The sequence below is a fragment of the Acinetobacter sp. Ac_5812 genome, from assembly GCF_013072695.1.
Lineage (GTDB): Bacteria > Pseudomonadota > Gammaproteobacteria > Pseudomonadales > Moraxellaceae > Acinetobacter.
The window spans coordinates 180,508-193,320 of the sequence record NZ_LXUK01000009.1 but is presented as its reverse complement, the minus strand read 5'-3'; the positions used below and the strand labels follow the sequence as shown (position 1 = coordinate 193,320).

Annotated in this window: 9 protein-coding genes; 3 read left to right on the top strand and 6 right to left on the bottom strand. The window is 44.5% G+C overall.

Annotated elements, in window-relative coordinates; genetic code table 11:
• Window positions 1-32: 32 nt before the first annotated feature.
• The gene (locus tag A7P55_RS08510; RefSeq protein ID WP_171551805.1) at window positions 33-1,520 is read right to left on the bottom strand and encodes a nicotinate phosphoribosyltransferase; all 1,488 of its coding nucleotides are present in this window, start codon (window positions 1,518-1,520) and stop codon (window positions 33-35) included.
• A 25-nt stretch (window positions 1,521-1,545) separates the two neighbouring features.
• Entirely contained in the window at window positions 1,546-2,424 is an 879-nt protein-coding gene (prs, locus tag A7P55_RS08505; RefSeq protein WP_171551804.1) for a ribose-phosphate diphosphokinase, read from the bottom strand.
• A 355-nt stretch (window positions 2,425-2,779) separates the two neighbouring features.
• Here prs and A7P55_RS08500 point away from each other — a divergent pair, with 355 nt between their 5' ends.
• Complete coding sequence (locus A7P55_RS08500) at window positions 2,780-3,955, top strand: zinc-binding dehydrogenase (RefSeq protein ID WP_171551803.1); 1,176 nt, start codon at window positions 2,780-2,782, stop codon at window positions 3,953-3,955.
• Window positions 3,956-4,025: 70 nt separating this feature from the next.
• On the opposite strand, the gene A7P55_RS08495 is transcribed toward A7P55_RS08500, so the two are convergent.
• From A7P55_RS08495 to betI, 4 genes are all read right to left on the bottom strand, one after another.
• On the bottom strand, window positions 4,026-4,808 hold the full coding sequence (locus A7P55_RS08495) for a TorF family putative porin (protein WP_171551802.1): 783 nt from the start codon (window positions 4,806-4,808) through the stop codon (window positions 4,026-4,028).
• A 66-nt stretch (window positions 4,809-4,874) separates the two neighbouring features.
• Window positions 4,875-6,569, bottom strand: coding sequence for a choline dehydrogenase (gene betA / locus A7P55_RS08490; protein ID WP_171551801.1), 1,695 nt, complete (start codon window positions 6,567-6,569; stop codon window positions 4,875-4,877).
• A gap of 91 nt (window positions 6,570-6,660) precedes the next feature.
• Window positions 6,661-8,133, bottom strand: a complete 1,473-nt coding sequence (gene betB / locus A7P55_RS08485) for a betaine-aldehyde dehydrogenase (RefSeq protein ID WP_171551800.1) — start codon at window positions 8,131-8,133, stop codon at window positions 6,661-6,663.
• Complete coding sequence (gene betI, locus A7P55_RS08480; protein WP_171551799.1) at window positions 8,126-8,752, bottom strand: transcriptional regulator BetI; 627 nt, start codon at window positions 8,750-8,752, stop codon at window positions 8,126-8,128. Before betI ends, betB begins: the two co-directional genes overlap by 8 nt.
• Window positions 8,753-9,017: 265 nt before the next feature.
• Between betI and A7P55_RS08475 the strand changes: the two genes are divergently transcribed.
• Complete coding sequence (locus tag A7P55_RS08475; protein ID WP_171551798.1) at window positions 9,018-10,631, top strand: BCCT family transporter; 1,614 nt, start codon at window positions 9,018-9,020, stop codon at window positions 10,629-10,631.
• A 117-nt stretch (window positions 10,632-10,748) separates the two neighbouring features.
• On the top strand, window positions 10,749-12,809 hold the full coding sequence (locus A7P55_RS08470) for a choline transporter (RefSeq protein ID WP_005210696.1): 2,061 nt from the start codon (window positions 10,749-10,751) through the stop codon (window positions 12,807-12,809).
• The last annotated feature ends 4 nt before the right edge of the window (window positions 12,810-12,813 follow it).

The following is a 12,813-nucleotide window of genomic DNA, read 5'->3' as shown; positions in this document are numbered from 1 at the left end:
CTGGATGTGTTTTAATCATAGAGAATTTCGCTTTAGACCAATCTCTCCCGAATTTGATCAAGTGAGCATTCTCTTAACAATTGACCATTTTCAAATACCGTTTGCAGTGCGCCCATTTTCTCCTGTTCAAAGCTTTGTTGATCAAAGAGCTCAAAACCATTTTCAGTTTGTTCAACCCGTAACAAGCCTTTGGCTGACTTTTTAACACCTGAATCCGTTACAGGGTCTTTAAACAGTTCACGACCGACACCGTTAACCTGACCCCAAGTGGCTTTGACTGCAAAACCAAAGCTATCACGAGTCAAATAGTTATAAGTATAGCTGCCGATTCCGAAGACCAGATTATTTGAAGCAAAGCCTTTGGCCTCCAAACCTTTTAAGATATTTTGGGCACGTTCTAAGGTGATCGAGTCACCATAGATCAAGCCAACCCGTTCATTCAATACCTTATAGCCTTGAGCGGTTTCTGTGCCGCCAAAAATTTCCCATAAACATTGCACTGCACCTTTGTAAGCGGGACTATTTAGCTCTGCATCAGGATCGCCACAGATAATTTTCACGGGATCACCTGAGTCAGGGCGAAACACCACTTTGGCGAGTCCGAGGGCATTCGGTTGGCGTTTTAAAATTTCTGATTTTAATTCCACACTAAACTCGGTAATCACACGCCAGAAATCCCAAGTATCTGAAACGATACTGACTACACCAGCAGGATAAAGCTCACAGATCAGACGTCTAAAGGTCTCGATTTCACTTTCTTCACTGCCCATACACATCACACTGTGTTCTGTTGCAGGTACTGAAACACCGACGACACCTGTTGCGTTGTAATATTCTTCTGCATAATCAATGGAAGCAACTGAATCTGTCCCAATAAAACTGGTTAAGTGACCCACACCCGATTGGGCAGCATCATAGATCCCACTCATCCCTCGGCTACTAAAATCATGGCCTTGAACAGCAACAAAGTCTAAAGCTGCACCTGTTTTTTCTGCATATTGAGTCAACAAACGTTTGTATTCGTAGGCAATGCTGGCGGTGGTACAGCTTTTCCATAATTCGGCACTGAGCACGGTTTCGATATAGTTGGTTAACCAAAAGAAATTCGGGTCAGTATTGATAATAGTCAATACCGGCACTTTGATATTGACGCGGCTACCTTCTGGCAAGGCTTTAATTTTTAATGGTAAATAGCCGAGATCGTGCAAGGCTTCGATGTGCTCGACAGGTACCGCACCTTCACCTAAAGAATTGTCCATACGGCTTTTATAGGCTGCGACGACTTTGGCTTTGGGTTGATTGAAGAAGCCCTCATTCCAGGTTTCGATTAGAAAGTGTTTGATAAAGCCTTGCAGACCAAAGAACACAATCTTGTCATCAAAATCAGGCAGCATTTTGGCTAAACGTGATGAACGCGGGGTAAAGTTGGCATAGACGTATTCAGTTCCCACTGGATACTGACGACGGTGGTCTGCTTTGTAGAAATCAATTGCATTGAGTGGGTTAATTTTAATACTCATTTTTATTGGCCTCGTGCTTTAAATCTTAATTTTGAAAATTGATGATATTGAGTTTGTTTGCTTCTGCTTGTGGCAGGCTATTGCTGCTAAAGACCTGATCGACCAAGCCATCAAATACCGCGAGACCTTTGCTAAAAATGCCATGTGTGACATACAAAATAATGTTTTGGCAGTTTAGGCTGCGTAATTGTTTGGCAATACCAATAAAGGTTGCACCACCGTCACAAATATCATCGGTGATCACGGCTGTTTTTCCTGTCAAATCAGGGCTATCCACCGCCGTTGTGCTAATTTTTCCCGTACTTGGATCACGTTTCTTTTCACAGTGAATCACTTCAATGGCCTGTTGGCGTTGCGGATTGATACCGTTTGCAATCGCTTGGGTACGTTGTATTGCACCGGCATCAGGGCAGATCAATACCGTATTGTCGGCGCTTAAAATCTGCATCAATGCTGGGCTTTGCTGGATAATCTCAATCGGCTCAATATTGATCACCTGTTGGAAGCGGGTATTTTTACGTAGTAGCTCCAGAGTCACCTGACTATGACAATCCCACACCACAATTTTCTGACGTTGTCCTGCAAATTTTTCGCTATTGCTATTTAATAACTTGGTCATTAAATCCAATGAGAAGGCCTGACCTTGTGCACAGATGCGGTCTTGACGTGCATAGGGAAAATAAGGGATTTCTACCGAAAGGCGAGTGCCTTGTTGCAGTAACACATTTTCCAGTAGTAGATAATCCATCACATCTGCGCTGTTATGCAGTGAGGCTTTGATCTGAGTGTCGGCCTGTAACTGGTTCAATAACTCAGGTTGCAGTTGAATATGACGCTCACCACCTGAAAACTGCAAAAACTCGATGGGAACATTTGCTTGAGCTGTCATAAGTTGAATCGTCATTTTTAGTTTCTCTTTTATAGTGGCTTAAAGCCATTAAATATATATTGGCATAATGACACTATTGAATGCAAGTGTTAAATTTGATCGTTTTAATGAAAATAGGGAAGTAATTTAGAAAAATAGTGTCATCTATTTGAAGTTTAAAGAGAATGATTTTTAATCTTTTTTCAATCAATCGGGCTATCCTAAAATACATCATGTGCTGACTTTATTGCTGCGATATATTGATATTTAGGTCATGGTTTTTGACAATTATCCTTGTCAGGATTGAGTTATGTGTTGTTTGCTTGATACTGCAACAGGTCAACGTGCTGAAGGTGAACAATGGAAATAAAACAAAAAAGGAAAGCATCCTATGAAATCTCTGATTTGTCATAACGCTGAATTAAAACTGGAAGACAGCCTTCAATTGGTTCCTGCAAAGGGGCAAGTCTTACTTGAAGTGGTACGTTGTGGTATCTGTGGTTCTGATTTACATATGCAACATCACTGTGATCACATGCATGATTTGGCAGCACGAGTTGGTTTCAATGGGGTGGCAAAGTCCTCGGATAAACTGGTGTTTGGTCATGAGTTCTGTGGCAAAGTCTTGGACTATGGCCCAAAAACACGGCGTAAATTGAAAGCAGATACTTTGGTTTGTGCCATGCCATTGTTAAATGTTGATCCACAAGGTTATGTTCCGACGGGATTGTCGCCAAGTGCTTCTGGTGGTTATGCAGAGCAAGTCTTGGTGCAATCGAGTTTGATGTTTGAAGTTCCGAATGGTTTAGACGCGGATCGTGCCGCGCTGACTGAACCAATGGCGGTTGCCTTACATGCGGTACGTCGTAGTCGAATTAAGAAAAATGAGCCAGCGATCGTGATTGGCTGTGGTCCTGTGGGTTTGGGCGTGATTATTATGCTCAAAGCAGCAGGCGTCAAAACCGTGATTGCCAGTGATTTTTCACCAAACCGTCGTCGTTTGGCTGAGCAATGTGGTGCGGATGTCTTGATTGATCCTAAACAACAGTCTCCATTTGGTAATTGGAAAGAACTTGGGCTATTGGGCAATGTTTCTGAAGCTGTGAATATGGGCATGGGGATTTTTGACAAGGTTCAGACCTACTCATTACCTTGGGTCAATGCCATGCGTGTCGGTGATAAACTTGGGATATTGCCGAAACGTCCAGTGATTTTTGAGTGCGTGGGTGTGGCTGGGATTATGCAGCAGATATTGGAAGGTGCGCCGCTGTTCTCACGTATCGTTGGGGTGGGGGTGTGTATGCAAAGTGACAAGATTGAACCTGCCTTGGCGATTAATAAAGAGTTGGAAATCCAGTATGTGTTGGGTTATACCCCACTTGAATTCCGTGACACGCTGCATATGATTGCGGAAGGTAAAGTCGATTGTTCACCGTTGATCACGGGTGTGGTCGGTTTGGAAGGGATAGGCAATGCTTTTGAGGCGCTGCGTGATCCAGAGCAACATGCCAAGATTCTGATTGATCCCAAACGTGCAGGCTCAACGATTGAGTTGATCAAGGCATAACAGCCAAGATTTTAAAAGCCGCTTGTAATGAAGCGGCTTTTTTATGTCAGAAGGTTTGATCCAGCTAGGATTAGAAACTTTTGGTCAGTGACAAAGTCACGGTTGAATCAATCGGATTGGAGACTTTGGCGTTGGGATTGCCATTGCTGTATTGCTGATAAAAACCGTCTTTATCCCATGCTTTGCTATAGGTCAAACTGCTGGAAAGATTGTAGGGTAGTTCTTTGTTGACGGCAAAACTGGCATCTTGGAAGCTGGCAGCAGAAAAGTTTTTAATGCGTTGGTTGCCATAATGTGCATCGACTGACCAACCTTGCGTAATCGGTTGATGCCAATTGACATCTAAATACCCTGAGCCACGTGAATGCTTATTGTTGCCGACGCCCAAGGTATCCGAATTATTGCCGAAATAATCTTGGGTATAGGTAATCGCATATTTAACGCTGAGCGGCCCATAGCTGATTTCAGGAATAATTTCCCCATAATCAAAACGGGTATTGCCTGTATCCGCAGTGGTTTTTGCCCCAGGATAATAGTAATAGGCGACTTTAGTGCCAACGGTTAAATCACCAAAACTACGGCTATAGCCAGTATATACATCCCATTCGACTGAAGCATCCCGAATAAAATGATCGCTTACGGTCGATGCCCAAGTGCCTGCATAAAAACCACTGGCATGATTGTAGTCCAGTCCCCCTTGCAAGGCTGGTTTGCCCCAAGTTTGTTGAAAACCGCGAGAAACGTATTGGCTGGCTACTGTGATATTGGCTGAGTAGGGTGAGGTCGCTTCAGTGGCGTGGGTGCTTTGAAAATAAAAAGCCAAAGGTGCAATTAAGAATAAAGTTTTTTTCATCATTTCTCCCTGAATGAAGTGGAACCCGAAGCTGGGCTTCGGGTATCCCCTAAAGGAATTTCTTGCTTATTGTATTGGACGTAACGGTGCTTGACGTACAGGTGCTGTATCTGCTTTGTAATAGCCCGCCTCAGAGCGAGGGAGTTTTTGACCACGGATTTGATCTGCAATTTTTTCTGCGATCATAATGGTGGTGGCATTTAAGTTACCGGTAATAATCAGTGGCATGATGGAAGCATCGACCACACGTAAGCCTTGTACGCCATGGACTCGACCTTGTCCATCGACCACCGCCATATCATCTTCGCCCATCTTACAGCTACATGATGGATGGAACGCTGTTTCCGCATGGCTACGTACGAACTCGTCCAGTTCAGCATCGGTCTGGATATGTTTACCTGGACTGATTTCTTCACCACGATATGGATCAAGTGCAGGTTGCGCCATAATTTCACGGGTGATACGGATCGCATCACGGAATTCACGCCAGTCTTGTTCTGTAGACATGTAGTTGAACAGAATACTTGGATGCTCAAATGGATCTTTGGATTTGAGCTTGATCCGACCACGCGAAGGCGAGCGCATTGAACCGACATGGGCTTGGAAGCCATGCTCTTTTACTGCATTACTGCCGTTGTAGTTAATCGCAACAGGCAAGAAGTGATACTGGATATTTGGCCAGTCGAACTCTTCCGAACTACGGATAAAGCCACCCGCTTCAAACTGGTTGCTTGCCCCCACACCTGTGCCATTGAATAACCATTCAGCACCAATGGCAGGTTGGTTATACCATTGTAGTGCAGGGTAAAGTGAAACAGGTTGTTTACATTGATATTGCAAATACATTTCCAAGTGGTCTTGCAGATTCTCACCCACACCCGGTAGGTCATGTACCACATCAATATCCATCGATTTCAGGAAGGTACTTTCACCTACACCTGAACGTTGCAGGATTTGTGGTGAGGCAATCGCACCTGCACAGAGCAAAACTTCACGTTTGGCTTGTGCCTGTTTCATATTGGCTTGGTCTGCACCAATAATATATTCCACACCCACCGCCTGTTTTTGATTAAACAGGATTTTATTGGTGGTGGCATGCGTGACGATGGTTAAATTCGGACGACCTTTAGCCAGATCCAGATAACCACGCGCGGTACTTGAGCGACGACCTTTGGGGGTCACGGTACGGTCCATTGGACCGAAACCTTCTTGTTGATAACCATTTAAGTCATCGGTACGTGGGTAACCTGCCTGTACGCCTGCTTCAACCATGGCATGGAACAGCACATTATTGCCATTTTTAGGGGTTGCCACGGACACAGGACCTTTGTCGCCATGATAGTCATTGCCGCCAATATCACGGGTTTCGGCTTTTTTATAGTAAGGTAAGCAGTCGGCGTAGCTCCAGTCTTCCAGACCTTTCATGCTTGCCCACTGATCCAAATCCATGGCATTGCCACGGATATAGCACATGCCATTAATCAGTGAAGAACCACCGAGACCCTTACCACGACCACATTCCATACGGCGATTGTTCATGTGGGGTTCAGGATCGGTTTCATAGGCCCAGTTATAGCGACGACCTTGTAAAGGAAAGGCCAAAGCGGCTGGCATTTGAGTACGGAAATCTAAACGGTAGTCTGGACCACCGGCTTCCAAAAGTAAAACAGTCACGTCTTTGTCTTCAGTCAGACGTGTTGCGAGTACATTTCCGGCAGATCCTGCGCCAATGATAATGTAGTCATACGCTTGAGTATTCATCGTTATCCCTTTTTCTATTCTTGAGGATGCCGATGCAATCATGGGATTGCTCGGCATTGAGGATTAATTTTGAGGGTGACAGCTGAGCGCATTAGAAAATGCTGTGATACTCACCTAACTCAACTTGAACGGATTTGATACGGGTGTAATGACCCAACGTGGTTAAGCCATTTTCACGACCAACACCAGATTGCTTGTAGCCGCCCACTGGCATTTCAGCAGGTGATTCGCCCCAGGTATTGATCCAGCAGATACCGGCTTCAAGTTGATGAATCATGCGATGCGCTTTGCTGATGTCTTGAGTTACCACACCTGCGGCTAAGCCAAAGCTGGTGTCATTGGCACGACGGATCACTTCTTCCTCAGTTTCATAGCTGAGAATGCTCATCACAGGGCCGAAGATTTCTTCTTGAACAATCGCCATATCATCTTGGCAGTTGCTGAATACCGTCGGGAGCACATAAGCACCTTTGGCAAGATCACCTTCTGTAGCACGACCACCCCCAATCAACAGTTTTGCACCTTGCTGTTTGCCTGACTCAATGAAAGACAACACTTTTTCCATATGCGGGAAACTGGTGAGAGGTCCGAAATTGGTTTGCTCAGCCATCGGATCGCCAATACGAATCCGTTTTACCCGTTCCACAACCGCTGCTTCAAAGTCAGCAAGCAAGGCTTTTGGTACAAACACACGGGTACCATTGGTACAGACTTGGCCTGAGCTAAAGAAGTTTGCCATGACTGCAATATCCGCAGCACGGTCAAGGTTGGCATCATCACAGATAATTAGTGGTGATTTACCACCTAGCTCCATGGTGACTTCTTTCAAGGTCGAACCCGCAGCACTGGCCATGACTTTCTTGCCAGTTTCGACGCCACCAGTGAATGAGATTTTTTCAATCACAGGATGTTCAGTTAACCATTGACCGATATCACGCCCCGCACCTTGAACCACGTTAAAGACGCCGTCTGGTAGGCCCGCTTCAGTATAGATTTCAGCAAGTTTAAATGCGGTAAGCGGGGTGGTTTCGCTTGGTTTGAAAATCATGGCATTTCCCGCAGCAAGGGCAGGGGCAGATTTCCACATTGCGATTTGAATTGGATAGTTCCAAGCACCGATACCAGCAACCACACCGAGGGGTTCACGACGGGTATAGAAGAAGCTTGATTCACGAAGTGGCACTTGCTCGCCTTGAATGGCTGTGGCAAGGCCAGCGTAGTATTCGAGTACATCTGCGCCTGTCACAATATCAACAGTCGATGTTTCGCTGTAGGCCTTACCGGTATCGAGGGTTTCGAGCTGGGCAAGTTCATCATTACGTTCACGTAGGATATCAACCGCACGGCGTAGGATGCGTGAACGCTCCATCGCGGTCATCGCTGCCCAGACTTTCTGGCCTTGTTGTGCGCTTTGAACAGCCGCTTCAATGTCTTGTTGTGAGGCTTGTTGAAGTGTTGCGATCACTTCACCGTTGGCAGGGTTAATGCTGTTAAATGTTTGACCACTGGTTGCTGAGACATAACGTCCGTGGATATATAACTGGTGAACTTGTGCATCACTCATTCTGTTTCTCCTGCAAAGGCGTGTTCGCAAATTGGATTTGCGTTTTTACATAATCATAAGCAATGGAACGTGCCAGCTGGCTGTCAAACTCATCGTGACTGCTTAAACTGCCGCGTAACCATAATCCGTCAATCAAAGCCGCTAATCCGCGAGCGGCAATGCTGGCCTGTTGTTTATCCTCCACCAACATCAGAAAATAATGTTTCAAGTTGGAATACAGGCGTTGATCATTAATTCGTTGTAAACGTCCAAGTTCGGGAAGGTGCATACTGGCAGACCAAAAGTCTAACCAGACCCGCATGGCTTGTTTGTTGACCTGACTGATATCGAAGTTGGAATCAATAATGGCCTTAATCTGGCTTTCTGGATGCGCATCTGCTTCGGCTTTGTATTGGTCAGTCTTTTGACGCAAAACGTTGAGCATTTCTTGCATACAGGTATTGATTAATCCCTGTTTGTCACCAAAATAGTGACTCACAATACCGGTCGATAGTTCGGCCTTTTTTGCAATTTGTGCAATGGTGGTATTGGATAACCCCACTTCAGAAATTACATAAAATGCGGCGTTAATAATCTCTTCACGTCGCACATGCTCTGGTTTTACTCTACGCTTTGTCATGCTTATCCATTTAAAGCCCTGCCAAGGTGCTTTTTATTCAACATTTCTCGATGTAGAGCATCATAACATTTTTTTATCATACTTTTTATTGATTGAACGTTCAATCAATAAAAAGTATAATCTGTAAAAATCAATGAATTTTTGATTGGTAAGAACAGATGTAAAGTAATAAACCAAAGATTCTTATGGATAAGGCGATAAGCAGAATTGAACACTTATCACATTATTTTTTAAGAAAAAAACACCAATTGCAAGGAGCAAGAACATGGTGTCAGAAAGTAATGAAGGGTCCCCATCTGAACCTATACGTTTAAATTTGTTTGTTTTTTGGAGCTCTGCAATCAGTATCGGCATTTTTGGCCTATTGTTTGTGTTGTTTCCACAGCGCAGTCAGTTCTGGTTAACCTATATACAAGGGCAGGCGAACCAATTATTTGGCTGGTATTACATGCTGGTGATTGTGGTTTGTTTAGGTTTTGTAGCATGGCTGGCTTTTTCTCGGGTTGGGCAGATTCCATTAGGCAAAGATGACGATAAACCTGAGTTTGGCTATTTGGCTTGGGTGTCGATGCTGTTTTCCGCAGGCATCGGGATTGCACTGCTGTATTACGGTGTGGCTGAGCCAGTTGATCATTTCCTGCGACCACCAGAAGGTCAGGGTGGAACGATTCAAGCTGCGCGTGATGCCATGATGTATAGCTTTCTGCATTGGGGCATTCATGGTTGGGTATTGTATGCCTTACTGGGTGTGACTTTGGGTTATTTCGCCTTTCGTCGAGATTTGCCGTTGGCCTTGCGTTCCGCACTGTATCCAATCTTTGGTGAGCGAATCTATGGCTTGGTTGGTGATTTTGTCGATGGCTTTGGGATTTTAGCCACAGTCATTTCTTTGGTGACCAATCTCGGCATCGGTGCTTTGGTACTGGTGTCTGGCGTGCATTATCTACTTCCTGAGATTCCCAATAATAATACGACCTTGATTGCCGTGGTGTTGCTGATGATGTCAGTCGCGACCATGACCACCGTGGTTGGGATTGAAAAGGGCTTGGCGTGGTTATCCCGCATCAACTTACGTTTACTCTACGCCTTATTACTATTCGTATTCCTGACAGGGCCAACCAACCACTTGCTCAATGGTTTAGTCCAGAACATGGGTGATTATCTCGATCATTTTCTGGCAAAAAGCTTTGACATGTATCTCTACAACAGCAAGGCAGGTGAGTGGTTAGGTTCGTGGACGGTGTTTTATTGGGCATGGTGGATTGCATGGGCGCCATTTGTAGGGATGTTTATTGCGCGGATTTCCAAAGGTCGTACTATTCGTGAAGTTGTACTCGGTGTCTGTCTGATTCCACTGGGTTTTACCTTGGCTTGGATCTCGATTTTTGGCAATACTGCAATCTATTTTATTTTGGAACAGAAGCAAAAAATCCTCGGGGATTTGGTACTGACTGACCCTGCTTTGTCCTTATTTAAGCTTCTCGAATTTTTACCCTTCAATCCTTATGTTGCTGGGATTGTTGTTGTGATTTGTTTCGTATTGTTTTTGACCCCTGTGGGTTCTGGTACACTCATGATCGCAAATCTGTCCTCGAAAGGGGGTAGCAATGAAAGTGATTCACCAATTTGGTTACGAATTTTCTGGTCTGTGGTGATTACCATTGTCAGTATTGGGCTGCTGTTGGCAGGGAGTTTCCACTCCATGCAAAGTGCCGTAGTACTCTGTGGTTTGCCATTCTCCGTTATTATTTTGCTGTATATGTTTGGCCTTGCCAAAGCAGTTAAACAGGATCAATTTTTTAGTCCTACACCACCGCAAGTGATAACGCAGGACACTCAGTCATCACATCACACAACTGAAAAATCAGAAACATTGTAATTCGGGTAAATAACTTTTGTTTTTCATTTTCTATTCAGATATGTCTTTTCATTGATCTAGTGATGAAAAGACGTGGATGAATATTTTCTTTTTCTTCTCTAACTCCCTGAGGATTGTATGGCGACAGATAATCCAAGAGCGGTTGATGATGCTACATTAGCGAATAAAGACCATTTAAATCGTGTGGTCTTCTATGTTTCAGCTCTACTTATTTTAACATTTGCACTGGTAACGATTTTATTTAACGACTTTGCCAATCATTTACTCAATGTGGTACTGGCTTGGGTCAGTGATAAATTCAGCTGGTATTATTTACTGGCTGCGACATTGTATTTAATCTTTGTGGTTTTTATTGCTTGCTCACGTTATGGCGATATCAAACTTGGTCCGAAGCACTCCAAACCTGAGTTCAGCTTACTCAGTTGGTCCGCAATGCTGTTCGCAGCGGGCATCGGCACAGACTTAATGTTCTTCTCTGTTGCAGAGCCGTTATCTCATTATATGAATCCGCCTGTGGGCGAAGGTCAAACCTATGAAGCTGCGCGTCAGGGTATGGTTTGGACGCTGTTCCACTATGGTTTAACGGGTTGGGGCATGTATGCCTTGGTCGGGATGGCCTTGGGTTACTTTAGTTATCGTTATAACTTGCCACTGACCATTCGTTCTGCGCTCTACCCAATTTTTGGTAAAAAAATTGATGGTCCAATTGGACATAGTGTAGATATTGCCGCAGTCATCGGGACGATCTTTGGTATTGCCACCACCTGTGGTATTGCCGTCGTTCAAATCAATTATGGTTTGCATGTCTTATTTGGCTGGCCTGAAAACCTGTTGATTCAGTCGGCACTGATTTTGGTTGCCGTTATTGTCACCATTATTTCGGTAACCGCTGGGGTCAATAAAGGCATTAAGGTGTTATCTGAAATCAATATTTTTGCCGCAATTGGCTTAATGTTGTTTGTATTGTTCTTGGGCAATACTGGATTCTTACTCAATGCCTTGGTACAAAACTTTGGTGACTATATCAGTCGATTCCCAAGTTTGGCCTTAGAAAGTTTTGCTTTTGATCAGCCGAAAGAATGGATGAACAGTTGGACCTTGTTCTTCTGGGCGTGGTGGGTGGCTTGGTCGCCATTTGTGGGGCTGTTCTTGGCGCGCATTTCTCGTGGTCGTACCATTCGTGAATTCGTCTGCGGCACCTTGATCATTCCTTTATTGTTTACCATTACTTGGTTATCTATTTTTGGGAACAGTGCCTTATATAATGTGATTTTTGAAGGCAATACGGCACTGGCTCAAACGGTTCTGACTGATCCTGCGCATGGTTTTTATGACCTATTGGCGCAATATCCGTGGTTTGCATTTATTGCAGGTGTGGCAACGATTACAGGTCTATTGTTCTATGTAACCTCTGCCGATTCTGGTGCATTGGTTTTAGGAAACTTCACCACTAAATTTTCCAATGTTGATAATGATGCGCCACGCTGGTTAAGAGTATTTTGGGCAACGGCAATTGGCTTGCTCACCTTGGCAATGCTGATGGCAAACGGGATTACCGCACTGCAAAGTGCCACGGTGATCATGGGCTTACCCTTTAGCTTTGTCATGCTGTTGGTCATGGCGGGTCTGTACAAGTCTTTGCGTCTGGAAGATTACCGGAAGGCGAGTCGTAGTATGAATGCTGCACCCGTGGTCGGGAACGTGGATATCCTGAACTGGAAGAAACGTTTAGCCCGTGTGATGCATCACCCAGGTACCAGTGAAACCCAACGGATGCTTGATAGTGTTTGTGAACCAGCAGTACGCACAGTTGCTGATGAACTGGTGAAGCGTGGTATGCATGTTGATGTCACCCAAACAGCATTGGAAGATAACGATGCACTCTATCATTTAGATTTAACCATCTATTTGGAAGAAGAGCACAACTTCGTTTATCAAATCTGGCCGGTACGTTATATCGCACCAAACTTCAGTGAACGTGGTAAACGCGGCAAGCAGTTCTACTACCGTCTAGAAACCTTCTTATATGAAGGCTCTCAGGACAATGATCTGGTTGGATACACCAAAGAACAGGTGATTAATGACATCTTGGATAAGTATGAACGTCATATGACCTTCTTGCATATCAATCGTATTAGTCCCGGAAATCGTCCGTTGTATCCAGACTCTCAAGATTAGTCTG

Excerpts from the sequence above, each read along its gene's own strand:
- A7P55_RS08510 (WP_171551805.1), bottom strand. The coding sequence starts at position 1,520 with ATGAGTATTAAAATTAACCCACTCAATGCAATTGATTTCTACAAAGCA.
- prs (WP_171551804.1), bottom strand. The coding sequence starts at position 2,424 with ATGACGATTCAACTTATGACAGCTCAAGCAAATGTTCCCATCGAGTTT.
- A7P55_RS08500 (WP_171551803.1), top strand. The coding sequence starts at position 2,780 with ATGAAATCTCTGATTTGTCATAACGCTGAATTAAAACTGGAAGACAGC.
- A7P55_RS08495 (WP_171551802.1), bottom strand. The coding sequence starts at position 4,808 with ATGAAAAAAACTTTATTCTTAATTGCACCTTTGGCTTTTTATTTTCAA.
- betA (WP_171551801.1), bottom strand. The coding sequence starts at position 6,569 with ATGAATACTCAAGCGTATGACTACATTATCATTGGCGCAGGATCTGCC.
- betB (WP_171551800.1), bottom strand. The coding sequence starts at position 8,133 with ATGAGTGATGCACAAGTTCACCAGTTATATATCCACGGACGTTATGTC.
- betI (WP_171551799.1), bottom strand. The coding sequence starts at position 8,752 with ATGACAAAGCGTAGAGTAAAACCAGAGCATGTGCGACGTGAAGAGATT.
- A7P55_RS08475 (WP_171551798.1), top strand. The coding sequence starts at position 9,018 with ATGGTGTCAGAAAGTAATGAAGGGTCCCCATCTGAACCTATACGTTTA.
- A7P55_RS08470 (WP_005210696.1), top strand. The coding sequence starts at position 10,749 with ATGGCGACAGATAATCCAAGAGCGGTTGATGATGCTACATTAGCGAAT.